This window comes from Desulfoplanes sp., assembly GCF_054921335.1.
The window spans coordinates 1-25,573 of the sequence record NZ_JBUDSQ010000014.1; the positions used below are offsets into that span (position 1 = coordinate 1).

23 protein-coding genes are annotated in these 25,573 nt (G+C 54.4%); 8 read left to right on the forward strand and 15 right to left on the reverse strand.

All coding sequences use genetic code 11. The features are described 5' to 3' along the window. The 10 genes from ACY692_RS04745 to ACY692_RS04790 all read right to left on the reverse strand — a co-directional run. Positions 1-313: phosphoribosylanthranilate isomerase (locus tag ACY692_RS04745; protein ID WP_462324195.1), on the reverse strand; the 313-nt coding region annotated here is incomplete at its 3' end. Between the two features lie 203 nt (positions 314-516). Further along, entirely contained in the window at positions 517-1,284 is a 768-nt protein-coding gene (locus ACY692_RS04750; RefSeq protein WP_462324196.1) for an indole-3-glycerol-phosphate synthase, read from the reverse strand. Continuing rightward, positions 1,274-2,272, reverse strand: a complete 999-nt coding sequence (gene trpD / locus ACY692_RS04755) for an anthranilate phosphoribosyltransferase (protein WP_462324197.1) — start codon at positions 2,270-2,272, stop codon at positions 1,274-1,276. The genes ACY692_RS04750 and trpD overlap by 11 nt, the downstream gene beginning before the upstream one ends. Positions 2,273-2,522: 250 nt before the next feature. After that, complete coding sequence (locus ACY692_RS04760; RefSeq protein ID WP_462324198.1) at positions 2,523-3,125, reverse strand: anthranilate synthase component II; 603 nt, start codon at positions 3,123-3,125, stop codon at positions 2,523-2,525. Beyond that, positions 3,106-4,512 (reverse strand): anthranilate synthase component I family protein, encoded by a 1,407-nt coding sequence (locus tag ACY692_RS04765; RefSeq protein ID WP_462324199.1) that lies wholly within the window; start codon positions 4,510-4,512, stop codon positions 3,106-3,108. Before ACY692_RS04765 ends, ACY692_RS04760 begins: the two co-directional genes overlap by 20 nt. A 713-nt stretch (positions 4,513-5,225) precedes the next feature. Next, positions 5,226-6,215, reverse strand: a complete 990-nt coding sequence (locus ACY692_RS04770) for an Lcl C-terminal domain-containing protein (RefSeq protein ID WP_462324200.1) — start codon at positions 6,213-6,215, stop codon at positions 5,226-5,228. Between the two features lie 131 nt (positions 6,216-6,346). Continuing rightward, a complete protein-coding gene (gene greA, locus ACY692_RS04775) occupies positions 6,347-6,832 on the reverse strand; it encodes a transcription elongation factor GreA (RefSeq protein WP_462324201.1) in 486 nt (161 codons plus the stop codon). A 450-nt stretch (positions 6,833-7,282) separates the two neighbouring features. Then, positions 7,283-8,320: a prolipoprotein diacylglyceryl transferase family protein gene (locus ACY692_RS04780; RefSeq protein ID WP_462324202.1), complete on the reverse strand. Its 1,038-nt coding sequence runs from the start codon at positions 8,318-8,320 to the stop codon at positions 7,283-7,285. Between the two features lie 61 nt (positions 8,321-8,381). Beyond that, complete coding sequence (locus ACY692_RS04785) at positions 8,382-9,323, reverse strand: phosphatidylserine decarboxylase (protein WP_462324203.1); 942 nt, start codon at positions 9,321-9,323, stop codon at positions 8,382-8,384. 7 nt (positions 9,324-9,330) lie between these two features. Further along, positions 9,331-11,766, reverse strand: coding sequence for a hypothetical protein (locus ACY692_RS04790; protein WP_462324204.1), 2,436 nt, complete (start codon positions 11,764-11,766; stop codon positions 9,331-9,333). Positions 11,767-12,020: 254 nt separating this feature from the next. Between ACY692_RS04790 and ACY692_RS04795 the strand changes: the two genes are divergently transcribed. The 3 genes from ACY692_RS04795 to ACY692_RS04805 all read left to right on the forward strand — a co-directional run bounded on the left by ACY692_RS04795 (position 12,021) and on the right by ACY692_RS04805 (position 13,610). Then, positions 12,021-12,602, forward strand: coding sequence for a DedA family protein (locus ACY692_RS04795; protein WP_462324205.1), 582 nt, complete (start codon positions 12,021-12,023; stop codon positions 12,600-12,602). 118 nt (positions 12,603-12,720) lie between these two features. Then, a complete protein-coding gene (locus ACY692_RS04800; RefSeq protein WP_462324206.1) occupies positions 12,721-13,470 on the forward strand; it encodes an SIR2 family NAD-dependent protein deacylase in 750 nt (249 codons plus the stop codon). Continuing rightward, positions 13,467-13,610 (forward strand): hypothetical protein, encoded by a 144-nt coding sequence (locus ACY692_RS04805; RefSeq protein WP_462324207.1) that lies wholly within the window; start codon positions 13,467-13,469, stop codon positions 13,608-13,610. Before ACY692_RS04800 ends, ACY692_RS04805 begins: the two co-directional genes overlap by 4 nt. 31 nt (positions 13,611-13,641) lie before the next feature. Here ACY692_RS04805 and ACY692_RS04810 read toward each other — a convergent pair whose 3' ends face one another. From ACY692_RS04810 to mutY, 3 genes are all read right to left on the reverse strand, one after another. Beyond that, entirely contained in the window at positions 13,642-14,697 is a 1,056-nt protein-coding gene (locus ACY692_RS04810; RefSeq protein ID WP_462324208.1) for a hypothetical protein, read from the reverse strand. Between the two features lie 62 nt (positions 14,698-14,759). Next, complete coding sequence (locus ACY692_RS04815; RefSeq protein ID WP_462324209.1) at positions 14,760-16,061, reverse strand: ATP-dependent 6-phosphofructokinase; 1,302 nt, start codon at positions 16,059-16,061, stop codon at positions 14,760-14,762. Between the two features lie 252 nt (positions 16,062-16,313). Continuing rightward, on the reverse strand, positions 16,314-17,405 hold the full coding sequence (gene mutY, locus ACY692_RS04820) for an A/G-specific adenine glycosylase (RefSeq protein ID WP_462324210.1): 1,092 nt from the start codon (positions 17,403-17,405) through the stop codon (positions 16,314-16,316). A gap of 277 nt (positions 17,406-17,682) precedes the next feature. Between mutY and ACY692_RS04825 the strand changes: the two genes are divergently transcribed. The 4 genes from ACY692_RS04825 (at position 17,683) to ACY692_RS04840 (ending at position 22,029) form a co-directional block, all read left to right on the forward strand. Then, the gene (locus ACY692_RS04825) at positions 17,683-18,162 is read left to right on the forward strand and encodes a septal ring lytic transglycosylase RlpA family protein (protein ID WP_462324211.1); all 480 of its coding nucleotides are present in this window, start codon (positions 17,683-17,685) and stop codon (positions 18,160-18,162) included. Next, on the forward strand, positions 18,159-18,773 hold the full coding sequence (locus tag ACY692_RS04830) for a hypothetical protein (protein WP_462324212.1): 615 nt from the start codon (positions 18,159-18,161) through the stop codon (positions 18,771-18,773). The genes ACY692_RS04825 and ACY692_RS04830 overlap by 4 nt, the downstream gene beginning before the upstream one ends. A gap of 329 nt (positions 18,774-19,102) precedes the next feature. After that, on the forward strand, positions 19,103-20,563 hold the full coding sequence (locus tag ACY692_RS04835) for an amino acid permease (protein WP_462324213.1): 1,461 nt from the start codon (positions 19,103-19,105) through the stop codon (positions 20,561-20,563). 71 nt (positions 20,564-20,634) lie between these two features. After that, positions 20,635-22,029: a glutamate decarboxylase gene (locus ACY692_RS04840; RefSeq protein ID WP_462324214.1), complete on the forward strand. Its 1,395-nt coding sequence runs from the start codon at positions 20,635-20,637 to the stop codon at positions 22,027-22,029. An 89-nt stretch (positions 22,030-22,118) separates the two neighbouring features. On the opposite strand, the gene ACY692_RS04845 is transcribed toward ACY692_RS04840, so the two are convergent. After that, positions 22,119-22,772, reverse strand: coding sequence for a YqiA/YcfP family alpha/beta fold hydrolase (locus tag ACY692_RS04845; protein ID WP_462324215.1), 654 nt, complete (start codon positions 22,770-22,772; stop codon positions 22,119-22,121). Then, positions 22,769-24,127, reverse strand: coding sequence for a M23 family metallopeptidase (locus tag ACY692_RS04850; RefSeq protein ID WP_462324216.1), 1,359 nt, complete (start codon positions 24,125-24,127; stop codon positions 22,769-22,771). Before ACY692_RS04850 ends, ACY692_RS04845 begins: the two co-directional genes overlap by 4 nt. A gap of 504 nt (positions 24,128-24,631) precedes the next feature. Between ACY692_RS04850 and hysB the strand changes: the two genes are divergently transcribed. After that, positions 24,632-25,564, forward strand: a complete 933-nt coding sequence (gene hysB / locus ACY692_RS04855; protein ID WP_462324217.1) for a NiFeSe hydrogenase small subunit — start codon at positions 24,632-24,634, stop codon at positions 25,562-25,564. The last annotated feature ends 9 nt before the right edge of the window (positions 25,565-25,573 follow it).

Consider the following 25,573-nt stretch of genomic DNA (forward strand, 5'->3'; position numbering starts at 1 on the left):
GGTCCCCGTGGAGCTGGGCCAGGTCCAGGCCGGCCGTTTCCATGATCCGGGCGATCTCATCGGGTTGCTGATTCACGAACACGCCGACCTTGCGCACCGGTGATCCGGAAAGGTCGGGCACGCTCTGGGGACTGGTGTTTCGCGGGCTTTTGGGATGAAAGATGAATCCCAGAAGGTCCACGCCCAGGTCGATGCAGGTTGCGATGTCCTGGTTTCGGGTCATGCCGCAAACCTTGACGAGGGGTTTGCGGGAAAACAGGGACGGTATGGTTTGATTGGATACGTGCATGGTCGCTATCTGGTTGTTAATCATGTTTGACGAATTCTCGCCGATTCCCGATATTCCGCCGACTCCCGTCATCCCGGCGCAGGCCGGGATCTTGAACAATTGGGTTATGTCTGAAGCGTCAAGCCGACGTCAAACTCATGGAGATCCCGGATCAAGTCCGGGATGACGTGTTTGCTGTCCGTATTCTGACTTCGGGCATCTGTCCTTTAGCCCCGCAAGGGGAGCCCCTACAATGGGTTTTGAGTGAATCGTTTGACCATCTCCCCCGGATCGTCCGACTCCATCAGGGCCGTTCCGATAAGCAATGCGTCGAACCCCGCCTTGAACAGGTTCTGCCCGGTTTCCGGTGTGGTGATGCCGCTGGCACTGATCCAGGTTTCTCCTTGTTGTTTCCTGTCGATGAGATCGTGGGACCGGTTGAGATCGATGCCCAGGGTGGCCAGATCGCGGTTGTTGATCTGGATGATTTTGGCCCTGAGGGCTTGTGCCCTTTGGAGATCCGTAGCGTCAAAGGCCTCCACCACCGGCTCCAGGTTGAATGCTTCGCATGCCCGCAACACCGCGTCCAGCTCCGTGTTTGTTGGGAAGAGCCGAACAATGACCAGAATGGCCGATGCCGGGGTGGACGCGGTCATGGCCACCTGCAGGGGGTTGGTGATAAAATCCTTGCGCAGCAGGGGCAGGCCGGTCTTTGCCATGGTGTGCAGGTAGGAGAGATCACCCTTGAAATAGGTTTCCTCCGTGAGTACGGAAATGGCCGATGCTCCTGCCTGTGCGTACATGGGGCCCACTTCCTCCGTGGGCATGGTGAGATTGATGTCCCCTTTGGAGGGGGAGGCCCGCTTGTACTCGGCAATGATGGCTCGTTGTTTCTGTGCCCGGATGGCCTCGGCAAATCCGGGCCTGGGGCCCGGATAGGGGGCGGGGAATCCATCCAGGTCCCCAAGCATTGCCAGTTCTTCCTGTTTGGCCTTGACGAATCGGCTAAGAGGCATGGGAAAGCACCTCACTGACCCCCTCCTTTACCTTGGTGCGGGCCTGTTGCATGGCCTCGGCCATGGTCACGCCCTCTTCCAGGATGTGGATGGCCATGCCCAGGTTCAGGGCGACCATGTCCTGCATGGCCTTGGGGCCGGTTCCGGCCAGGATGAGCTTCTGCTTCTCCAATGCGTCTTCCGGGCCCCTGCACTGCATGGCCTCGGGAACACACCGTTCAAAACCCAGGGGCTGGGGATCGAATTCCGAGGTCGTGGTCTTGCCGTCAGCAACCATGATCACATGGCAGACCCCGCACGGGGTCAGTTCGTCAAACCCGCCGGCACCGTGGACAACGGCTGCCTTGATGCCCCGTTTGGCCAGGACCGTTGCCATGAGCGGGGCGAATCCGGGCGCGGGAACACCCATGAGTTGGTGGGTCGGCAAAGCCGGATTGATGAGCGGGCCCACGAGGTTGAACAGGGTGCGTATGCCCAGGGCCTGACGGATAGGTGCCACGTGCTTGAAGGCAGGATGGAACTGGGGGGCGAAGAGGAAGACAAAATTACGTTTGGCGAGTTCGGCATGGGCGTCTTCCGGGGATCCTACAAAGGGAAAGCCCAGTGCCTTGACGATATCCGCGCTCCCGCATTTGCTGGAAACTCCCTTGTTCCCGTGCTTGACCACCTTATAGCCCATGTCGGCCAGAAACAGGGAGACTGCTGTGGAACAGTTGAAGCTGTTCTTGCCGTCCCCGCCCGTGCCGCAGGTGTCGATGCGTTTTTCTGTGAGATCCGGAATGATTCTGGCCTGCTCGAGCGCCATGTTCACGGCCTCGCCCAATTCTTCCGCGGTCTCTCCCTTCATGCTCAAGCCCAGGAGCAGAGCCCCGGCCTGGGCCGGTTCGAGTCCACCCGTGAGCAGTGAGCCAAAGACCTGTTTGCCCATGGCCGAGGTGAGATCGTTGCCGTTTTTCAAATGGTCGAGAATGGTATTTATGGTGGTCATTGTGGTCTCCTGTATGTGCATTGTGTGGATGGTAGGAATGGTTGCCCGGGGTGGATGTGTGGGCACGGCGCGCCGTGCCCCTACGGGACAGATGACAGATGGCAGATGACAGAAAACAGACAAAATGAATCATTGCCCTCGGACAGAGTGTCTACGGTCTGTACGGTCTCCCGTCTCCCGTCAGCTTTGCATAAGATCTGCTAACCTCACTGCGTTCGCTAAGCATTCACTTTTCCCGTCTCCCTTTTTTTCACGCCACATGCTTTTGTTCGTCTGCCTGCCGTTCACAGATTTTGATGAAATTGTTCAGCAGCTCCGGGCCGTCCGGGGTGAGCACGGATTCGGGATGGAATTGGACACCCATCCAGGGGCGGTCGGTATAGGCGAGGCCCTGGATGGTTCCGCCTTTGGTCCTTGCCGTGACCGTGAACGGAAGGTTCCTGCCGTCTTCAAACACGGCCAGGGAATGGTAGCGGCCGATGGTCATGTCCGTGGGCATGCCCTTGAATACGCCGGTATTGGTATGTTCGATGGTCGACGTCTTGCCGTGCATGATGCGCCCGGCCTTGCCCACACGGGCACCTGCAACATGCCCCAGGATCTGGTGGCCCAGGCATACGCCCAGTACGGGAATATGTGTGGGCAGTTTTTTGAGGAATTCCATGCACAGTCCGGAATTGATGGGATGGCTGGGACCGGGAGAAAGGATGACTCCCTGCAGGTCCGTGCTTGCGGCCAGATCCAGGAGTTCCGGCTCGTTGTTCCGCAGGACCCTGGGATTGCACCCTTTGGTCTGGAAGGTCTGCACCAGATTGAAGGTAAAGGAATCAAAATTATCCACGAGTAAAATCATCACCGCCTCCCTTTGTCTCTATGGCCGCAAAAAGGGCCCCTGCCTTGTTTTGACACTCTTCCCACTCCTTGACCGGGTCGGAATCGAACACGATCCCTGCTCCGGTCTGCCAGGTCAGGACCCCGTCCTTGACCCACATGGTTCTGATGGTCAGACCCATGTCCAGGTTGACGGGGCCGTCGCCCACGCCGATCCAGCCGATGGATCCGGCATAGGGACCGCGCTCCAGGGATTCCATGTCCGCGATGATCTGCATGGCCCTGATCTTGGGCGCTCCGCTCACTGTGCCTGCCGGGAAGGTGGCCGCCAGGACGTCGAAACCGTCTTTTTCCGGAAGGAGCTCGGCAGTGATGGTCGAGGTGAGGTGCATGACGTGGGAGAACCGTTCCACGTCCATGAACCGGGTCACGTTGACGCTGCCGGTGGTGGCGATACGTCCCAGATCGTTTCTACCCAGGTCCACGAGCATGACGTGTTCGGCCCGTTCCTTGGGGTCTTCGAGCATCTCCGTGGCCAGCTGATTGTCCTCTTCTTCATTCATGCCCCGGTGGCGGGTGCCTGCTATGGGGCGGAGCAAAAGATCATTGTCCGTACTTTTGATCAGAAGCTCCGGGGATGATCCGATCAGAGTGATCTCGGGAAAATGGATGTAAAAGGTGTATGGCGAAGGATTGATCTGTCTGAGTCGGCGGTACAGGGTGAAGGAAGATCCGGAAAACGCACATTGCCGTTTGGAGGAGAGCACGATCTGGATGGCCTCCCCTTCGGTGATCAGCTCCTTGGCCCGAGTCACCGAATTGATGAAGGTTGCCCGGTCCGGAGTGGCCGTTATTTCGCCGCATGCGGGTTCTTTCTCTTGTGGAGGTGCAGCAAGTGGCCCCGGGTCGAGGTCGTCGGTAATGGTCAGATAACAGCACCTGGAGTGAAGATGATCAAAAAGAAGAATTTTTCCGGGCAGGGCACAGCGTACCTCGCCTTGAGCCGGGGGCAATTCCTTGGCCAGTGCGGGCTCGAGGATGCCGCCCATGGTGTACCCGAAATACCCGCAGAGCGATCGGGTCATGGGGGGGAGTTCTCCGAGTTCCGCAGCAGGGACGATGTTCAGTTCCCGTGTCAACCTCTTGATGTTCTCAAGAAAGGGGGTGCCGTGAAACGCCTGCAAGGGGGCGAAGCGGTCATCCTGACTCGCTACATCGAGATTGCCGTCACTGCAGGTGAGGATGAGTTGAAAATCCCATCCGATCAGACTGTACCGTCCGAGTCTGCCGTCTACCTCGGTGCTTTCCAGGAGAATGCCCGGATTATTGCCTACCAGGCTGACATAAAGGGATACCGGGGTCTGGGTATCCGCCTGCATCCATTTGCCGTGTTGGATAAGATCGATCATTGGTTCTCCGGAAGAAAATTGAGAAATGTAAGAAATTTAAGAGAGTTAAGAGTTTATTGAGGGGGTGGCTGGGGTCGGGTCAAAAAAGAAGCCGCCGGATTTTTCTAGGAAAAATCCGGCGGCTTGCATGGTAGTGAACTCATAGTCGTCACAATGCGGCGGGATCTCCCCTGATACAAAGAGCAAGCCACCACCATATCCAAAAGGTGCGTACAGACAGAACCATTTCTTCAACCTGGTTTGCGGCCAGGGAAGCAAGGGGATGCACAGGTGCAAGGGACAGGAAAGTGAGGATGCTGGTCATATGGTTGGTGTCTGTTTGTTGATTCGTGGATGTTGAAGGATACAAAAAAGGGCCGCTGGATTGTCTCCTGCGGCCCTTTTGGGTGTGTGGTTGCTATTACGGCGATCAGGTCGTCGTGCTCACAGGAGATCCATATAATAAACCATACCACCACCAGATATTGGAAGCTGTAAGCTTGGAAAGAGGGCGGATGGATGGGGTCATTGGGTGAACTCCTGAAAAAATAAATATGTCGTGAAACTATCCCCTAGGTAATCCAGTGGATCCTGTCAAGCATATGGGTAACTATTCGGGTAGCTATTCAAAAAAATCAGAATTATGAATTTATCCTTGAAAATCAGACTGTTCGACTAGCTACTTTTCGACATGAATAGTTACGCCTATGGAAGGATTTCTCAGCCAACCGTTTTCAGCGGCTCACAGGCCAGACATGGAATTCAGGCCCTGGCTTCCACCCCACGCCCACGGCACCCTTGTGCAGGTAGAGTACATGGGCCCAGTCGGGCTCGAAAAAACTCGAAGTCGAGGACCAATAGGCCTGCCGGGGACGGGTAAAGGGATGATTCTCGGGCAAGGCCGGGCTGCAGGTCGAGGCGTCCACCAGGGATTCCAGTTCGTTGATGGTTGGCAGTCGCCAGGATCGATCCGCCATGGTGAGATCTGCCACCGCTTCGAGCGCCTCTTCCCAGGTCATGGCGTGTTCGAATACATTGGCATCACCCAGCCAGGTCAACCCGGTCAGATCGTCGTGAACGACAGCTTGCCGGACTGAAAACCGCGGCACCGGCCACGGTTCACCCCGGGACAATCCTCCATCCTGGCCCGAATCCATACATTCAATCGTGTTGCCGGCATCGTCATAGCAAGATGTTTGTCCTGTTCTGGGGAGATGAACGGATGTTCCGCGCACCGGCCAAACCAGGGCGAATTGATCCTTTTTGCCGAAGAACATGCGCCCCCCCTCGAGATGTACATACCAGGCATGGGCCATGGATATGGCCGCGGTGGTCGAGGTCCAGTACCAGCCCAGAAAGACATCTTCAAAGGGGTGGGAAGCGGGGAGTGCGGGTTTTCTGGACCCATAGCTGATCAGGCTGCGCAGCTCTCTTCGGTTGGGAAGACGCCAGTCGTGGTGGCCACCGTACCCCTCTTGGTTCATCTCCCCGACACGGGCGAGTGCGCCCGTCCAGGTCAGGGGGAACTCACCGAAATTCGCTGTTTTCGTCCACACAAGACGGGTGAGCCGATCACGCACAAGGCCCGATTCTTCCACACGGAAACGGCCTTCGAAGTTGTGTCCGGCCCATATTTCTCCATCCTGTCCCGAACCAAGGCACTGTAGGGGATTGCCATTGGCATCGTAACAAAGATCCTGTCCGGTCCAAAGAATATTGCGCATAGGGTATGAGTGGCTTATCCGTGACGATGGGTCAAGCGAACACGAATCAGGTATGATCCGTTGACGAGCACAAAAAAGGCCGGGTTTCCTGCGTGCAGGAAATCCGGCCTTTGTGAGCTGGTGCCTGCAGTCTATTGGGTGGTCGATCCGGTGAAGGTCACGGCGATGATTTCGTATTCAATCCTGCCCCGAGGGGCCTCCACCAGGATTTCATCGTCCTCCTCCTTGCCCAGGAGGGCCTGGCCCACAGGGGAGAGTACAGAGATGATACCCTTGTTGACGTCGGATTCGTCAGGACCCATGAGGGTGTACGTTTTCTCTTCGTCGGTATCCATGTCTTTGAGGGTGACCGTGGCCCCGAAGGTGATCACATCTCCGCCGAGCTTATCCATGTCAATGACATTGTAAAACGGAATGCGCGACTCAATGTAGTTGATCTTGGCCTCGAGCATTCCTTGGCGTTCCTTGGCTGCGTCATACCCCGCATTTTCTCGCAGGTCGCCTTCTTCGCGAGCCTCCTTGATAGCCTGAACAACAAGGGGACGTTCCTTTTTGAGCTCTTCGAGCTCCTGGTGAACCTTTTCCAGTCCTTGAACAGAAATGGGGATGCTCTCCATGTTTTTTTCCTCGGTTTTCTGAACCTTACTGAATTTATGAAAATAGAGAGCCGCTCCTTGGCCGGTAGAGCCAGGGAGCGGCAGATTCTTGAAAATGCTGCGGTAATGTTCGGCTAGCTATAGGTGATTGGTTTGCATTGGTCAAGCGATGAATGAGCGATTTGTTTTCATGGCCGGCTCACCCCGATCCGGTCGGTCTGAAATTTTCTTGCCGACCTTGTACCATTGAATATTGCTCAATAAAAGCAAGACGTTTCAGTAAGAAGCCGGGCAATCGCATGATAGGCGATGCCTGACCCTGTGAGTCAGACAAACCCTCCGGAACAAGGCAGGACGGCCGTGATATTTCAGGAGGGGGGGGAGTACCTTACTCAGGATGTTCTGTTATAAAAAACAAGAAAATTTGATAACCACTTAAAACCTAAAACTTAAAACTGCGGCTTGGCCGCATTAGATCGTTTCTTTCCTGACCCGAAATTCGATAATCGAATCAGTCACGTTGCTTTTTCCGGTGTATAAGAAACTGATGATCCCCAGGACCTGCAGCCCTAAAATGATTCCCGGAGACCACAGGAAAGCGAGGCCCGCGACAATGTCCGGGGCCGGCAAGGCGGACTCGGAGAAAAGCAGCGTAATAGCGAGAACATATCCTGCTCCGACCAGAGCCATGATCTGATAGGCGGAAATAAATCCCCCTCCCCGGTAATCGTTGCGCAAAAATTCCGAGAGAAAGCGCCAGATTTGTGTAACAAAGATGCTCAGGATCAGTGCTGGGGTAAAATACCCTTCCAGAAACAGGTAGATGCCGATGAGTGCACACCCGCAGGAGAGCACTGCTGTCATGCCCTGGACGGGAATCACGGGCTGGCCGTCCAGGTGATGGGCGTAGGAAATCTTTTTTGTACTGCCCTGAAAGACAAATGCGTACCTGGTTAACAGCTTGGTGAATCTGCTTGGAAAATCTGTCACAGGGCGGCCGTAGCAACAGCCAAAACTGATGCAGGCCATTCTGCCGAGCCCTTCTCCCATGGCAGAGACCAGAGCCACGACACTCAGAACGGGGATGACCGGTAGGGGATTGACCGTGAACAGGTTGATACCCTGAATGAGCCACGGACTGACAATGATTCCGACAAACGTCGCTCCGCCCACGCTGAAGGTGTGCGGTTTTTTTTCAACGACTGCGGCGATGATCTTGGAGGCCGGCATGCAGATACCAAGGACCCCGATGATCATGGCGAACAGAGGAACGGGGGGGACACCCACGGACTCGAAAAGGACAATGGCCAGAGCGGTTGCCGTTACATAGGCGAATGCGTTGAATACTCCGTAAAAGGTGAGATTGATTCCCTGCCATGTGAACGCATCCTTCTGGATCATCGGTATGGCTCCGAGCATCTGCCACCTGGCTTCGGGAAGATGTTTGAATCCCCAGACAAAAAGAACGATCAGAGGAAGGGTGAGGCAGAAAATAAAAAAAAGATTCATGAATGACTCCCGAAAGGATAAATCTTTGGCTGGATAATACAGAGGAACGCTTCGGGGTGGATCAGCTTTCAGGCAAGGCGAACCCGATGGTTGATCGTACCTGGACGTCCGTTTCCGCCAGAGAACGGCCGAACCCGTGGCTCAGGCGACTTTTGACCCCGGGGCGCAACCGGTTGGCAAGGATGTCCTGGCAAAAATGCATCCGGCCGTATTCGAAAAGGAGAATATCCAGTGAACTGCCGGGATGGTAGAGGCTTTTGGGCTGTCCCTTGCGAACGAACATCCCCGGCGTGACGGATCGGGGCGTGTCATAATGCTCATGGCTGTAGCATTGCTCGATGCCGCCGATCATCAGGGCCACGACCTCGATCATGGCCACGAGACCACATCCGGTTCCACCTGGCACATCCGTGTCGATAATCGTGACCACCCGTTTGTTCTTGGAATACGGGGCAACCATCTCGACTACTGCCTTGGGATTGCAGGAATGGTATCGACCATGGATTTCATACATGTCCCTGACTTCTCCACTCACGGGAAAATGGTTGTAGTGGTACTTGTCCGGGGTGAGCCTGAAGATGGCGAACCGGCCTTTGGCAAAGGCGGACAGCCATGCTTCCTTGTCCACACCGAGGAGTTCCTCGAAATCGAAGAATTTTCCCTTGAGAAAGAGCATGGACCCCGTAACCAGGCAGCCCGGCAGCATTCTGGAATCCGCTGGGGCCACAATGGCTTCGACTGCCTCGTCCATCTTTCGGCATTCCCAGTAGCGTATCTGTCGCTCAAAGAGGCGGCGATGGGTCGAGTAGTATGCTTCGGGCTGCACGCATTCGGACAGGTCGATGCCCATGCGTTTCAAAAAGTTCCGGGCTCCGGTCAGGGTGTTTGCAAAGGGGATGTCGTAGTTCAAAAATCCCAGAAGGGCGGAACTGCGGGAAGAGGTGAGCAGATTGAAAGCCAGGGGGGCCTGTTCCCTGATGTCCGAATAGATGATTCGTATCAAAGTGTCGTTAAAGAGCTTTTCTGTCTTTACCTGCCCGGTATGTCGGCAGATATATTGGTGGGTTGATCCCGGCATCATATCCTTTCCTGTATCGGTTTGTCCGTTTTGCATGGTCGGCAATGACATGAACGAGTACCATGGTCGTACTGATCAATTCGTCGAGGGTGATGCTGTCCATGCACAGTTTGGACTCCATATCGAGCATGAAGGCGCTTGCATTGTGCAAATGGTTGTTTTGTGTCGCTTGAATCAGTGAAGGGGGAAGGGGAGCTTTTTTCAGGTCGTCATGGAGGTCGTGAAAACCTTCTCTGACATAGGTGATGCGCAGGTCTTCCCGATAATAGGCCTCGGCGGCGGCGTTGAAGGTCTCGGCCTTGACTCTCAAAGGGGTTTTGGCACCGGCCCGATCGAGAACGGCGTCTGTCAGTCTGGCTGCAGCCGAGGTGGTGGTGCGTGGGTCGATCCGCGTTTGCAGATCCTTCAGGCTGTGCTCAAGGCCCATCAATTCCACCAAATCCTGTCCCTGGGTTGAGATCATTTCCAGGACGCTGCGACGATAGGCCGCGTTGTACACCCTGAAATATCCCTTGTATCTTCGGCTTGTTCTGAGCCCCTTTGTCGTTCGGATCAGATCCAGAAGAAAGCGGTTTTTGGTTTTTTTGCGCACGTAGAAAGTAGGGATGCCGATGGCCGAACCAAAGAAGATCTGCCTCCGTTCGCTTTCCGTTGACGGGGTATCCGGGATATGGGCATGGGTGATCTTTCCGGACACAACGAGCTTGTAGGCCAGGGCGGTGATCAGTGTCTGGAGGGCTGTGGCCTCGGTCATGTCCTTGTTCAGGGAGGGGAAAAGACTGTAGTATCGTCCCTCGAACCCTGAAAAACCCATCTGATTGTGATGACGTATCTTGTACAGGAGATAGGTCGAAAGGGCAGGGTGAAAAATGCCCAGTTCGGCCAGATCCTTTTTGAGCCGGATATCGTTGTCAAAGTTTCCGTCAAGCCCCGGGCAGGTATGGGTGCTCATGAGACAGGCCAGGTAGTCGATGAGCCTGAAATCCGGTACGTGGTCTCCCTGAAGGCGAAAGATTATGCTGATGACATTGTCCAGAAGTTCAGGGCCAAAAGGGGTGATCCGCTGACCGAAAAAGCGCAGACTCGCCTTTTTTTTCCATCGTCTCCAGATCATGCGCAGATGGGTGAAATCGAGTTCATGGGGGAGAAAGCCAAGAACCGTTTCCGGATGAAAATCCTTGAAATCCATTCTGTATGGGGCCGCGCTGTAGGTCCCGACAAAGAGCGGGAGCATGTGCTCGACGATCTTGATGACCAGATCACCCACGTATTTTTCGTCCGCAAAAGTGAGTCCCCGGGAGCCCTCTTTCATGAGCGATGTCAGGCGGCTGCTTCCCAGGCTGATATGGGTGCCGTTGTTGGCCAGGCTGATATTGGAGGCGTTCGGCAGGACAACAAGATTCCGGGTGATGATTCCCGCCTCCCTGAGCTTGGGCAGGGTATTCATCTGGCTGCGGGAGAGAACCCTGTGGCAGAGTCCCATGTAGGCATGCTTGTCTTCGCCCTTGTTCCATCCCGAGAGGCACGGGCTCATGAAAATCTGACGGTAGAAGGAATCGGAAATGCAGGTATTCAGTCGTTTTTGACGGATGGGCGGGTGCGGGGCCGCGTACACGACGACTCGCTGTCCCAGGGCCTCGAGATGAAATTTTTTGTTGGCATAGGCCACCAGACACTGACATAAAAGAAACCGCTGCCCGGTTTCACGGGAAATGGCCCGGGCATTGCCAAAGGGTTTTGACAAGGGCGTGACATACAGGGAAAAGGTTTCGGGCGAGGTGTTGTCACTCAGGAAATGGTTGAGAAATCGTGTTGCGGCTTCATGCAGCCCGGCAGGGAGCGTTCGGAATGTGATCAGGTCGGCCAGGGCGAGTTTGAGCAGATAGCTCACCGGTATTCGAATCCAGGGTTCACCACCCTGCTCAAAGACGAATCGGGCGTAATCCAGACGCCGGGGACTTTCGGGATCGGATTTGTCCCTGACCAGGTCGTTTTCCAAAATAGTGTCCGCCTCCCGGGAGAGATGGCGACGCGGGAATCGAACCCAGCTGTTTTCCCAGACATTGCCGGGATTGTCCCGCAGGTATTCCTCCAGATCGGTGATGATTTTTCTGGAGGTATCCCCTCTGGCCGTTCTGCGACGGATATTGCGGTAGTAGCTCGATTGCTTGATGCTCAGAGGGAGATCGACGTCATCCCGGGTGCCGATGACAGCTACCTGGAGTTCATTTTCAGATCCTGCAGTGACATCTTCAAACACAAAGGGAAGCCGTTCGGTGTGGGCATCCACATTGGCGGGATCGATGCCCAGAAGGGAGCATATCCTGGTCAGCGACGGGGTATCGATTTTTTGATCGTGATGGGACATGATTTCTCCGGGGATCGCCATGAAAGGGAGAACCGGTGCAAAAAAAGGAGGGCCAAATGTTCGACGGCCTGCGAATCATGTATGCGGCTTTGATGTACGTGTCGTGATGACAGGGTGACGTTTGCGTGACACGCGAATATTTGCGGTATCCCGCCACGAGTGGTGTGCGCGAAATGTAGGCGACATGTCATCGGATTGTCGTTATCGTCTTGATACGGATAGCACCCTGCCGACACGACAACAGGATGCTATGCATGTTCGAAATACAATCGCTGGGAGTTCTGGGACTGATCGCCGTTTATCTGGGCACGATTCTGGAGGGGGAGGCGGTTCTTCTTGTTGGCGCACTCCTCATAGAAAAGGGAACGTTTACTGCCTCACAGGTGATGATTGCGGCCTATCCTGGGGCCGTCACCGGGGATCTCTTCTGTTTCTGGATGGGACGCAGACATGGCCGGTTTCTGCTGAAACGGTGGCCCCGGCTGGAGAGCAGGGTTCTGTACGTCGCTACATTGCTCCAAAAACACCGTGTCTTCGTGATTCTGGGGTTCAGGTTCATCTATGGGATGCGGAGCGTGGTGCCCGTTGCATTGGGGATGAGCCGAATCGACACGACGTTGTTTGTCCTTCTCGATCTCTGCGCTGCGTCTGTCTGGACCCTCGGGATCCTGTTTTTGGGAAGGATCTTTGTTACGAGCGTGGGCCTGTCCTATCTGCTCGATCGGTATCGGTTGGTTGTCCTGGGAGGCCTTTTTCTGGGTCTTTTTCTGTGGATCTTCTGGCGGTATGCCGGCAAACGGATACATGCCTCTCTCCGGCAACGCGAGGCGAGGTGAGTCGGACGGTTGGCCCTGTCAGGTGAAACGGCTTGTCCTCCGAAACCGTCCGGGAAGGGTTCGATCAGAAGGGGAGAATGAGCGGTCCAACGGGTTTTGCTGCAACCGGAGGAGGAAGATGGACAAGAAACAGATAGAACATGTCGCCTTGCGGATCAGAGAGGCGAATCATTGCGTGGTGTTCACCGGAGCAGGCGTTTCCGTTGAAAGCGGTATCCCGCCCTTTCGGGGCGATCAGGGGCTTTGGGCCCGGTACGATCCCACCTGTCTGGACATCTCGTTTTTTCACGCGCACCCACTGGAGGCATGGAGGGCCATCCGGGAGATCTTCTACGATTTCATGGGCCGGGCCGAACCCAACAGGGCGCACAGAGGCATTGCCCGCTTAGAGGAGATGGGTATGGTTAAATCGGTGATCACTCAGAACATCGACAATCTCCACCAGCAGGCCGGGAGTGGAACGGTCTGCGAGTATCATGGAACAACTAGGACACTCAGCTGTACCGGATGCGGTACAACCATCAAGGCAGACCTGGCCGATCTGGAAACCCTGCCCCCGTGTTGTGCGGTTTGCGGCCGGATCATGAAACCGGACTTCGTGTTTTTTGGCGAAACCATCCCCGAAGAAGCGGCCCGGTTTTCCATGGATCAGGCGACAAGGGCGGATTGCATGCTCGTCATCGGAACCACCGGCGAGGTCATGCCCGCGTCGCTGCTTCCACGGATGGCCAAGGAGAACGGATGTTTCATCGTGGAGATCAATACCGAGCCGTCCGCCTATACCGGGGTGATCACGGATGTCTTTTTGCAGGGAAAGGCAACCGAGGCGGTCGCGGAATTGGTGGATGCGGTGGGGAAAGGGGGATGAGCGAACGTTTGTCATTATGTCGTGTCATGACACCGCCGACGCCGGCACCGTGGTTGGGGGAATTTTTTTCCGGACACACCGGTCGTCTGCTCGGCATTGTTGTCGACCGTACCGGCGTGTGTCTGTATGACGACGAATGATTGTGGGGGGCCGGGGAGCATGGACCATTGCCTAGCCCGCCGCTTCCCCACGGGTCACAAATGCATCCCCCAGAGCGCTCAATTCCGTCCCCAGGGTCTCTATGTTCTGCATGGTCATGGATTGCTTGGTTATCCGTCGATAGATCCATTTTGCCATGTAGATAATCTCGCCTTCCGCGGTCATCTTGGGGTGCGCAGTGGTGACAATGCTTGCCACCAAGGATTTTTTGCTCCGGTCGAACTGGAGGATGGCTTGTTTGATCGCGTTGGCCGCTGCGTCGATATTTTCTTGGTCGGCACCGCTATCGTTGAGTCCCCAAAAAGTATAATACGCATTGTTCAATTTTGTTCGCAGGTCCAGAAAAGTACGCATCTTGGAAGCGAATCCCTTGATGCGACCGATCCGTTCCACAATTTTTCCCAAGTCGTTGATCTTCTGACCACAGAGACGGAAATATTCATCTTTTTGGGCCACAGAAAGGGGCTTTTCAACCGGGTCTTGCCCGGACGCACCGGGAAATTTTTTGCGGACCGTTCCAGCCTGGTCTTCGGCGTGTTCCAGACACGCTTCCCCATAGAGGTCGAAGAGTATGCCCATGGTTCCCGGAGAAAGCGCGTAGGATAGAATGGCTTGACGGGCCGCATCCAGATTGCTTTCCGTGTGGGTCAATCCCTCCAGGGAAAGACCATAGCGGGTGTTCACCGTCTTGACGTTCAACGTGAACGTTCCATGTGGACCGGGATTGGAGAGGCTATTGGCCGGATGGTAGTGGGTCAGGGTCATTCCGACGAGGTCATCCAAAAACCCCGGGGTGATGCGGGTATCTTCAGGGGCGGGTGGTTGTACGGAGGAACGTGCCGTTCCATTGTCCTTGGGGGCGGGAGTCTTCGTCGCGTTTTGCGCGGACGGCTGGAGCGTGATCTGCCAATGTTCCTCTTCCTCCTGTTCAACCGGCGTCGTTTGCTGTCCCGTGGGCTGGGATGGTGAAGAAACCTTTTGGTCGGGTTTTTGGAGGAAAACAACGACGGCCGTGGCAACCGCGACCAGGAACAGAGAGATGACAATAATCAGGATTTTTTTGTTCATGTCCACCCCATTGGATGTTTGTGGGCAAAAATTGGTAGTGGGATTGCACGAAATTTTTTCAGCTATTCAATGTTTTTGAGAGATTGGGGCTGTCCCGTGGATTCCAGCACCGAACGCCAATACATGGATTGGGTGTTCAATGTACGACGTTTTTGGGTGACCAGATTCAGCGGTAGATAGACATACCGATCCTGCAATCTGGTGACGACCATGTTCGTTTTACCGGCCATGCCCGCATGAACGGCGTGTTGGCCGAGAAAGCCGCAGTACACGCGATCGTGGGCGTTGGCCGGAATGGACCTGATGATATAGCTCGGGTCGATGTATTTGATGGTGACCGGTATCTGTTTTCTTTTGAAATATTTTTTTATCTCGGTCCGCAGGACGTCGCATATGTCTCCGAGAACCGGATTGCCTGAGGCGTCCTTTTTTTGGGACACATTGCACAGGTCCTGTCCGGCCCCTTCGGCGACAACGACAACGGCATGTTTGCGTTTCACCAGCCGTCTCTCCAGGGCCCGGAGAAAACCGTTTTCCCCCTTGAGTCCAAATGTCTCTTCCGGGATGAGCACGAAATTGACGTCCTTGAGGGCCAGTGCCGCCTCCGCGGCAATGAATCCCGACTCCCGGCCCATGAGCTTGACCAGGCCTATGCCGTAAGGGGCTCCCTGGGCCTCTACATGGGCACAGCGGATGGCCTCCGTCGCTTTGGCCACGGCCGAATCGAAGCCAAATGATTTGGATACGAAATGGATGTCATTGTCGATGGTTTTGGGGATGCCGACAATCGAGATCTTCAACTGTCTTTTGCCGATGGTCTGGTTGATCAGCTTGGCCGCCTGCATGGTCCCGTCGCCCCCGATCATGAACAGGATGTTGATGTTCATTCTCTCCAATGCGTCGACAATCTCTTCAGGAGACTGGGGGCCGCGCGAAGAGGCGAGCATGGTCCCTCCGAATTCGTGGACCGCTGTCACGTTTTCCGGGGTCAATTCCATGATGTCGTGTCCATATTCGGGAATGAACCCCTGCAATCCGTACCTGATGCCTATGGTTGCGGCCACGTTGTAGTGATGGTGGGCCTCCATGACAATGGATCGGATAACATCGTTGAGGCCGGGGCAGAGCCCCCCACAGGTGACCAGCCCGCATTTGGTCTTTGGTGGATCGAAATAGACCTTTTCACGTGGCCCGGCCTCTTCGAAGGGGATGAGTAATTGTTCGGTTCCCGCTTCTTCGATTACGTCCGGTCCGACATGGATGACGATTTTTTCCTCGGAATCGAAAAATGGCCCGAAAGGAAGGGAGGTGGAAATTTTTGGCGTTCCCAAGGTTTCTATGGCCGTGTCGATTTGTGTAGGCATGTGTCTGACCTCCTATCGGCAGATGGTGGTGGTTCGGCAGCCCCCTGGAGGAACGGGAGCGTTTCGGCGAAACCGTGTTCGTACGCGGGCCGGTGTCATGATTGGTGCACAAGTGACCATGTCGACAATAAAAATATCCTGCCCGGTATGTTACGGATCAAGGATTCCGTATCTGGAAACCTTACAAAGGTCCATGGTCTTTCCGAACACGGCGGTCCATATCCACTTTTCGCAATAACACGGGAGAGCCGTTCAATTTTTGTGTGTCTGGAGTAGATTTTTTTCCATGAGAATGTTGATCAATTTTCTATGTCCGGCTGGAAATGCGTAGCTGTCCAATTCATGGAACCGTGCCCAGGTCCATTGCTGTGCCGCGTGGAGGACCGGGGTTTTGAGCGTTTTGGCGGAGCAGAGGAACGCGTGCAGAGAGACCCTGTAGCGGGTGTAGCTGTGGTTGATCACGGCCACTTTCTCGAAAGGAACCACCGGGATTTCGGTTTCCTCCAGGAATTCTCGGACGACCGCGTCCTCGGGGGGTTCGCCCGGGATGACGCTTCCTCCGGGGAATTCCCAAAGGTTGGCCCACAGGTCGTTGTCACACCGTTTTTGGATGAACACCCGTTCCCGATGGATGAGCACCCCGGAAACCATGGTTATGGGGATTGTTTCCGGACGTTTTTTCAGTACGGGCCTTTCGAGGATGTTACCCTTTTCAAGGGACGCACATTGGGACATGATGGGACAGGACAAGCACTTGGGGGTTTTTGTGCATACCAATGCCCCGAGCTCCATCATGGCCTGATTGAAATTTCTGGCTTGATCCGTGGGGAGCAGGGCGGTTGCCCTGGAAGCGAGCACCGCGCGTGTGGAAGATTTTGAAACAGGGGTGTCGATGTCGAAAATCCTCGCCAGAACCCTGGTCACATTGGCATCAAGGACCGCAACGGGGCGATTGAAGGCAATGCTGGCAATGGCTGCGGCCGTATAAGGCCCAATACCTGGAAGAGATTCGAGTTCTTTTTCCCCGTCCGGAAACCTTCCCCCGTATCTGTCGGTGATGATCTTGGCTGTTTTGTGCAGGTTCCTGGCCCGTTGATAATAGCCGAGTCCCTCCCATAGCTTGAGGACGTCATCTTCATGCGCGTCGGCCACGCTTTCCACCGTGGGAAACCGGGTTATCCAGCGTTTGAAATAATCGACCCCGCGTTCCATTTGGGTTTGCTGGAGCATGATCTCTGAAATCCAGACCTTGTACGGTCCGTAATCCCGTCGCCATGGGAGATCCCGCCGGTTTTGGGCAAACCAGGCCAATATGTTTTTTTGGATCGTTCGTGTGGAATCCATCTGCGCAGACATCCGGGAAAATGGTCCAAAAGGCAAGTGCGGATCAAGATGTTTTATTTTCGCGGTGGCGGAACCATCGGTCCATTCGTGTTCCGGCAATCCAACACGTAGAATCGAACGTTCGGGATTCGTTGTTGGTCGTGGATGGATGACAAACCTGGAAATATTGTATACCAGCACAGATTTTGTCCGCCCCTCCATTTGTCCGGGTTCGGATTTCCTGTCCGGGAAGGAACATATCGGAGGAGATACCACCAAGAAAGAGGATTGCATTACGATGCGTGAAAGAAGAATAACGGGTAGATCCATTTGTTCGGTAGTGGTGGCCCTGGCTCTTGGGGGCCTGGTCGTCACGGGATGTGCCAAGAAGAATATCCAGCCCGATCCTGTTCCACCTTACAAGCGTTCGTATTCGGTGTATGGAAAAAAATACCACCCCGTAGACCACGCCCGTGGGTACCGGGAACGTGGATTGGCCTCATGGACCGGGAAAGAGGCCCAAGGGAGGATGACCGCCTCTGGAGAGCGGTACGATTTCAGGGCCTTGACCTGTGCCCACAAGACCCTCCCCTTTGGTACGATCCTGCGGGTCACCAACCTGGGGAACAATAAGACCGTACTCGTCCGGGTGAACGACCGCGGCCCCTTCAAGCATGGTGATGGACGGATCGTCGATCTGTCCTGGAGTGCGGCCAATAAACTGGGGCTGGTCGAGCATGGTGTGTCCAAGGTCTTCGTGGAGGCATTACATAAATGATACCATTCCCATCCGTCTGTGACCATTGTGGAGCCTCTTTTGTCGATGCGTTCGGGGGAACCCTGGATGGACGCATCCGTCTTGAAGGACAGTCCCGCCCCGGATGCCCGGTCTGTGGGGGAAACATATCCCTTCCCAATGGTCGTTACGGGTTCGTGGGCCATGTGATCCGGCTTTTGTCCCGACCGGCGGTCCAGGAGGCCGATCTCAAAAAAATCGATGGCCTGATGCGGGATCTGGAGGATGGAAAGATCTCTCTTGCCGGTGCCGAGGAGCGGATCGCAAAGGACCTGGGCGGATCTCTTTTCATGGAGTCCCTGCTGGCATGGTATGGAAAGAGCCCTCAGGAGAGTCTGGTCGCCCTGGCCGGACTGTTCCGTGACATCATCGCAGCGTTATTGGCATATTTTCCCGGTAGAGATGCCGATTTTGGCACCTTTGAACACGCAGTCAATGAGCATGTGATCCTTACCTGGGAGAGGAAAAGCCGGGAGCAGAAGGGGGTTCTTGAAGGGTTGGTCCTCGCACCTGTCTCCCGGAGCGGACCCAGGGGGACAACCAAAATGGAAAAACTCAAACGGGCCCGTAAGAAACTCAAAGCACGGACCTGAAAAAAGGTTCTGCTATGTGGTCATACCAACACGGTAAACATCTATGTCGATAGTTTTCGAGCCCATAGGCCATGTTTGTACGGATGTCCGTGCGTGAGAGGAGCAAGCCTTTGGATTTATTATGCCTATTTGGAATACCGTTCACATGGATCCGTAAGAACAAAAGTGTCCTTCCCGATATGGGGACGGACACTTTTTTTACATGTTTTGCAGACCGTAAGCGTACCCGCTGGCTCCGGAATTTTGGAATCGGAAGAATGACCCCCAGGGCAGACGGATCGCAGTAGACATATACCGACCAACTTCAACATGTATCAGCAGGAGGGGGAATGAGCCAAAAAAAAGGGAACAAAAAGATGTCCGTTTTTACTTTGACCATGATGACCGTTGCAGCGGTAGTCAGTCTACGGGGATTGCCCATGATGGCCAAGGAAGGCCTGTCAATGATTTTTTATGTGCTGTTCGCGGCATTGATGTTTCTCATTCCGGCATCTCTGGTGGCTGCAGAACTCGGTGGGGCCTTTGCCCAACGCGGTGGGGGTGTCTATACTTGGATCAAGGAGGCCTTTGGGTCACGGTGGGGATTTACAGCCATTTGGCTCCAATGGATCCAGAACGTAGTCTGGTATCCGACGGTCCTCGGCTTTGCTGCGGGTGCCCTGGCCTATTGTTTCCTTGATCCGGGATTGGCTCAAAACGGTGTCTATACCGGTATGGTCATCCTTATTTGTTATTGGACAGCCACATTCCTCACTCTGGCCGGGTCCAACGTGGCCAGCTCCGTGACCAAGTATGGTGTCATCTTCGGGACCCTTTTGCCGGGTATCTTCATCATCGTCCTGGGCCTCTTGTGGATCGACCAGGGGAACACCATCCAGTTCCTGATCCCCGATGCTGCGACCATTGCCGCGGAAAAGTTGGCCGGAGAGAGTCCCCATGCCCGACTGTTCCCATATCTGAACGGTTTCGGGAGCGTGGCTTTTCTGGCGGGTATTATCCTGTTGTTCGCCGGGGTGGAGATACATGCCGTGCACGCGAACGAAATGGATGATCCGGCCAGACAGTTTCCCGCAAGCATGTTCCTGTCCGCCGGGATCATCTTTGTACTCTTCCTGTTGGGTTCTCTGGCCGTGGCTACCGTTATTCCGGCCTCCAAAATCAGCCTGACGGCTGGTTTGATGCAGGCGTTCAGCCAACTCCTCGATAAATTCCATATCGGCTTTCTGACACCGGTCATCGGATTCCTCGTCGCCTTCGGTGCCATTGGCGGTGTCCTCTCCTGGGTGGGTGGACCGAGCCGCGGATTACTCCAGACGGCCAAATATGGTGAAATCCCACCGGTCATGGCCCGGGTCAACAAAAAGGGGGTCCAGTCGCATATCCTCTTTATCCAGGGGGCCATCGTATCACTGCTTGCGTCCCTGTACTTTGTCATGGATAACGTGAGCGTGGCCTTTTTCGTGCTTTCAGCCATGACCGTAACCCTGTATCTGGTTGTCTATATCCTTATGTATTTGAGTGCGATCAAGCTGCGGATCTCCCAGCCCGATCTCCCCAGACCCTATAAGGTGCCCGGGGGAACGGTGGGAATGTTTCTGGTCGCGGGTACAGGGCTTCTCGGTGTAAGCTTCGCCCTGCTGGTTGGTTTTTTCCCGCCGTCCAATCTTCCCGTGGGCAATCCTGCTCTTTATGTCGGCTTGGTCATGGCCGGAATGGTCGTATTTATCGGGATCCCCATGATTATGAGTTTTTTGAAAAAGCCCTCCTGGCGTCAGGATATCGACAGCTGATCGGGTGGCGATGACGACGGTATTATTCTGGATAGCGATGTTTTGTATGCACACATAATAAGGAGAGGAAAATGGCGCTTCATGAAAAAAATACGGTCAGGGAAAAAATGTCTGACGATGTCTATGCGTCCTCGGATCTGTCTGTGAGTATGCCCAAATATACGTTTCCCAAGTCGGAACATGCGGCCAGACATGTCTATCAGGTGGTACACGATGAACTCATGCTCGATGGAAATTCTCGGCAGAATCTGGCTACATTTTGTCAGACCTGGGTCGAACCCGAGGTGCATCGACTCATGGACGAATGTGTGGACAAGAACATGATCGACAAGGACGAGTATCCCCAGACCGCAGAACTCGAGGCCCGGTGCGTGCACATGCTGGCCGATCTGTGGAATTCCCCGGATGCCGTGAACACAATCGGATGTTCGACAACCGGATCGAGCGAGGCGGCCATGCTCGGGGGGATGGCTCTCAAGTGGAAGTGGCGGGAGAAGATGGAAAAGCTTGGGAAGCCGACGGATAAACCGAATCTGATCACCGGGCCGGTCCAGATCTGCTGGCACAAATTCGCCCGGTACTGGGATATAGAAATCCGGGAAATCCCCATGGAACGGGGGCGGCTCATCATGACCCCTGAAGAGGTGATTGCTCGGTGTGATGAGAATACCATCGGTGTTGTTCCGACCCTTGGGGTGACCTTTACATGTCAGTACGAACCCGTTGGAGCGGTCAGCAAGGCCTTGGACCAACTCCAGGAAGAGACCGGATTGGATATCCCCATCCATGTGGACGGGGCGAGCGGCGGTTTCCTGGCCCCATTTGTCGATCCTGATCTGGTTTGGGATTTTCGTTTGCCGCGGGTCAAATCCATCAATGCTTCGGGGCATAAGTTCGGCCTGGCTCCCCTTGGTTCCGGCTGGGTTGTCTGGCGGGACAGGGAAGATCTGCCCGAGGACCTGATATTTGACGTCAATTATCTGGGTGGCAACATCCCCACTTTTGCCCTGAATTTTTCTCGTCCCGGCGGGCAGGTCGTCTCCCAGTATTACAACTTTCTCCGTCTGGGTAGAGAGGGATACGAAAAAATCCATCAGGCCTGCTACGATACGGCTAAATTCATTGCCGATGAACTGCGCAAGATGGATATCTTCGAGATCATTTATGATGGCCAGGGAGGGATCCCGGCCCTTTCATGGTCCCTTAAGGAGGGCGTCGATCCCGGTTTCACCCTGTACGATCTTTCCGACAGGTTACGTACCCGCGGGTGGCAGGTGCCGGCCTATTCCATGCCCCCACATAGGGAGGATCTCGTGGTCATGCGGGCCTTGGTCCGGCATGGGGTGAGCAGAGACCTCGGGATGTTGCTCGTGGAAGACTTGAAGCGGTGTATCGACTATTTTTCCCGCAATCCGGTCCGTACTCCCCTCGGCCAGGAAGAGGCCGGCGGGTATTCCCATACGTGATCCGGTTTCTTGCCGGCTCTGCAAACAATAGAAGGCCCCCGCTTTTAGCGGGGGCCTTCTATTGTTTGCAGATATCTAGTACGGCCGGATCAGTCAGTTAACATGGCATATGTCTGCTCCCTGAGGAGCCCGTTCTTGTCCGTCAAACGATGGTCCGCATCGATCTCGAGGAGGTTGACCTTTTCGGGATAGGCCGCCGCATACGCACGGCTGTGCTCGATGGGGACGGTTTGGTCCTGACGGCCATGGATGATGGTCGTTGCGGCTGTGGGGGGGGCAGGGGTGGTATACCCGAGACCGTCTTCATGGAAGGTGTATCTCAGAGGGATCTCCTGCTGGAAACCGTGGTGTGGTACGGGTGCCGTCTGCATCTTTTTCCAGAGCGTGATCTCTTCTTCCGTTGTCCCCCATGGATGGTAGAAAAGTGCCGGGGCAAGGAGCAGCATCCGATCGACTCCACCGAATCTTTCCGCATACATTGTGGCTACGAGACCACCCAGGGAGCTGGCGATCACAACGATCCTTTCGGATCCGGTTCCAATGAGGAATTGTCTGAGCCGGTTGATCATTCCGGTGATGGTCAGGTATTCGAAATCCCTTGGGGTCGGATTGAAATCGAAAATCGTGAACCTCACATCCTGCAGGTTTTCACATTGTTCCTTTAAAAAAATCGCCTTGCCCGATTTGGCCGAGGATGTGAAGCCGTGCAAAAAAAGGATGTGGGTGTTCTGCGGGTGTTTCATTGGGCTCCCCCGGAACCGTGCGTAGGGGCTGATACGTTGCGGAGAATTTCCCGTTTGGAGGATATGTTGTCCTTGATCCAGTGGCTGTCCCACCATTCTACCGGATTGACCGGGAGTCCTGACAGGATGATCCCCAGGTGGAGATGGTCTCCTCCGGCCAGGCCGGTCGCTCCGGTGCGCCCGATGATCTGCCCGCGCCGGATCTGGTCTCCCTCCTCTACAAGGAATTGACTGAGATGGGCATACAGGCTCTGTAGGCCCATTCCATGGTCGATGATGATGACATTGCCATAGATCCCCATGAATCCGGCAAAAACGACTTTGCCATTGTTACATGCCTTGATCCGGTCCCTGGCGATGGAAGCCAGATCAACGCCGAGATGCCGTTGATGGTCGATTGTTTTTCCATTATAGGTATAGGTCCGCTTGTCCCCAAAGGTCGCCCTGTTGGCCCCGGGTTGTCTGATAAAGTTTTTTTCCCAAAGTATGTCTGGAGCGGTTTGTTTGGCGAAATCGGAGAGTTTTGCCCTATTTTTAGTCCTGCCCTCATTGTTTACCTTGAGAAATAGTTCGAGAAGGCTCGATTGACCTGGGAACATGCCGGTGAATTGGGGCATTTTTTGTTCCAGGAATCGGTCCGAAATGCGGATTGTGTCCTTCTTGAAACGTTTGGGTATCAGGTGGTAATAGATGCCGCTTGTCCCCTTGTTTCCCGCCTTGTCCCTAGCTATGACCCGGGGAACGTCTTTTTTTTGGTCGGCATCGTACGGGAAGGAGAAGAGGGCGAGGTAATAGTCGGATCCTTCTTGTCTGAAGCCGGGAAAGAACCGCTCTCCGACGGTGACACCCGTCTGTTCCGCCGGTTCGGAAAGCGAGTAAACGACCATGCCGCACCCCCCGATGGCAATGTTGTGCTGGCGGGATGTGACGTTCACCCGAGGGGCGATGTTGTCCAGTACGCCTTCGTATTCAAGGCGTTTGGTGTTTCCCTTGCCCAAGTGCTTCCAGGATCTGTCCGTACAGGAGACGGTCAGTTCAAAGGGGCCTTCATCAAGCTTGGTGTTTTGGAGGTTGAAATTCGCGGTCCACGAGGACGTTCCCGGGGCGAATGTTTGGGAGAGGACTATGGCATTTTTTCCTTTTTGTTGAACGGAAACCTGGACGATCTCGAGTCCGGATCCGACATCCTGGACCTTGAGATTGAACGGGGTCTTGTTCGTGACAAAGCGGACTTGCGGGGCCAGTCCCACCTGGGGCAAGCCCGGTTCGAAAAATCTGAGGTAGCCAAGGACCATACCCGTAACGACAAGGATAAGGACCAGTATCCAGAAAAGTGGTTTGAATGTGATTTTCATGCTGAAACCCCTGGAAATCCGATAAAACATATCGGATTTTTTTTAATAAAATGATCAATAACAGAATGTTATATAAAAAAACCTGATTGTCCGGAGTACACCGTCCAAAGATCGGAACGTCGGGATGTGTTGTCAAATATGGGCAATTCCCTAAAACCAACCATCCAAAATGGCAAGGAGAGCATGGGGGAAAATATGTCTGAAAAAAAACCACGCGGATTCACACCTGAATATCGTTCGTGTTACGATTGTATGATCACTCCGTTTTTATAGGGGCTTTGACGGAGATAATTGCCGCAGAACCGATGTTGTGTAACAAAAAAAATAAAAATATGCGTTTTTGAATAAAAATATTCTTTTTTTGAATCTTCGGTGTTGTCAGTGGATGTTACAAAAATCACATTGTGATATTGACATATATAATCCAGCCGATTAGGAACGAAAGTCTATATCAATTTGCCAAGTTATGCGTGTCGTATAAATCATCACTATAAGGAGGAGGGTATGGGTTTAAACAGACGTGAATTTGTCAAGCTGTGTTCCGGAACCGTGGCCGGCCTAGGGATTTCGCAGGTTTTCAATCCCAAGGTTATCCAGGCCATGGAAGAAGGTGCCAAAAAGGCGCCGGTGATCTGGATCCAGGGGCAGGGGTGTACGGGCTGTTCTGTTTCTTTGCTCAATTCGGTTCATCCCAAGATCAAGGATGTTCTTCTCAAGGTCATCAGTCTCGAGTACCACCCAACTTTAATGGCTGCTGAAGGCGATCTGGCCATCGAGCACATGTACGAAGTGGCCGAAAAATTCCAGGGCAAGTTTTTTCTCATTGTCGAAGGTGCCATCCCGACCAAGGCCGATGGTCGGTTTTGTATCGTCGGGGAAAAGGATGGTCACGAGATCACCATGAAGGATCTCGCTTTGGATTTGGGCAAGAAATCTCTGGCAACGGTTGCTGTCGGTACCTGTGCCGCCTATGGTGGTATTCCTGCCGCCCAGGGCAATCTCACCGGTGCCACGGGCGTCAAGGACGTTTTCTCTGCCAACGGACTCGGTGACAAGCTGGTTGTCAACGTCCCAGGCTGTCCCCCGCATCCAGATTGGATGATCGGCACACTGCTCGCCGCCTGGCAGTATGCCTTGGGCAAGGGCCCCCTGCCGGATCTCGACGGTGACGGCCGCCCGACCCTGTTTTTTGGCGAGAATATCCATGAAAACTGCCCCTATTTGGACAAGTTCGATAACGACGAATTGGCCGAAAATTTTATGGAAAAGGACAAGTGCCGGTATATGCTCGGCTGTAAGGGACCTTACGCCTATGCGGATTGTTTTAAGAGGCGTTGGAACGGCGGTGTGAACTGGTGTGTCGAAAATGCCATCTGTATCGGCTGTGTCGAGCCGGGATTTCCGGATGGGATGTCCCCGCTTTACCAAGAAGGCTAACCACGAATC

Coding starts and splice junctions, on each gene's coding strand:
- ACY692_RS04750 (WP_462324196.1), bottom strand. CDS start 1,284: ATGCCTCTTAGCCGATTCGTCAAGGCCAAACAGGAAGAACTGGCAATG.
- trpD (WP_462324197.1), bottom strand. CDS start 2,272: ATGACCACCATAAATACCATTCTCGACCATTTGAAAAACGGCAACGAT.
- ACY692_RS04760 (WP_462324198.1), bottom strand. CDS start 3,125: ATGATTTTACTCGTGGATAATTTTGATTCCTTTACCTTCAATCTGGTG.
- ACY692_RS04765 (WP_462324199.1), bottom strand. CDS start 4,512: ATGATCGATCTTATCCAACACGGCAAATGGATGCAGGCGGATACCCAG.
- ACY692_RS04770 (WP_462324200.1), bottom strand. CDS start 6,215: ATGCGCAATATTCTTTGGACCGGACAGGATCTTTGTTACGATGCCAAT.
- greA (WP_462324201.1), bottom strand. CDS start 6,832: ATGGAGAGCATCCCCATTTCTGTTCAAGGACTGGAAAAGGTTCACCAG.
- ACY692_RS04780 (WP_462324202.1), bottom strand. CDS start 8,320: ATGAATCTTTTTTTTATTTTCTGCCTCACCCTTCCTCTGATCGTTCTT.
- ACY692_RS04790 (WP_462324204.1), bottom strand. CDS start 11,766: ATGTCCCATCACGATCAAAAAATCGATACCCCGTCGCTGACCAGGATA.
- ACY692_RS04795 (WP_462324205.1), top strand. CDS start 12,021: ATGTTCGAAATACAATCGCTGGGAGTTCTGGGACTGATCGCCGTTTAT.
- ACY692_RS04800 (WP_462324206.1), top strand. CDS start 12,721: ATGGACAAGAAACAGATAGAACATGTCGCCTTGCGGATCAGAGAGGCG.
- ACY692_RS04805 (WP_462324207.1), top strand. CDS start 13,467: ATGAGCGAACGTTTGTCATTATGTCGTGTCATGACACCGCCGACGCCG.
- ACY692_RS04810 (WP_462324208.1), bottom strand. CDS start 14,697: ATGAACAAAAAAATCCTGATTATTGTCATCTCTCTGTTCCTGGTCGCG.
- ACY692_RS04815 (WP_462324209.1), bottom strand. CDS start 16,061: ATGCCTACACAAATCGACACGGCCATAGAAACCTTGGGAACGCCAAAA.
- mutY (WP_462324210.1), bottom strand. CDS start 17,405: ATGGATTCCACACGAACGATCCAAAAAAACATATTGGCCTGGTTTGCC.
- ACY692_RS04825 (WP_462324211.1), top strand. CDS start 17,683: ATGCGTGAAAGAAGAATAACGGGTAGATCCATTTGTTCGGTAGTGGTG.
- ACY692_RS04830 (WP_462324212.1), top strand. CDS start 18,159: ATGATACCATTCCCATCCGTCTGTGACCATTGTGGAGCCTCTTTTGTC.
- ACY692_RS04835 (WP_462324213.1), top strand. CDS start 19,103: ATGAGCCAAAAAAAAGGGAACAAAAAGATGTCCGTTTTTACTTTGACC.
- ACY692_RS04840 (WP_462324214.1), top strand. CDS start 20,635: ATGGCGCTTCATGAAAAAAATACGGTCAGGGAAAAAATGTCTGACGAT.
- ACY692_RS04845 (WP_462324215.1), bottom strand. CDS start 22,772: ATGAAACACCCGCAGAACACCCACATCCTTTTTTTGCACGGCTTCACA.
- ACY692_RS04850 (WP_462324216.1), bottom strand. CDS start 24,127: ATGAAAATCACATTCAAACCACTTTTCTGGATACTGGTCCTTATCCTT.
- hysB (WP_462324217.1), top strand. CDS start 24,632: ATGGGTTTAAACAGACGTGAATTTGTCAAGCTGTGTTCCGGAACCGTG.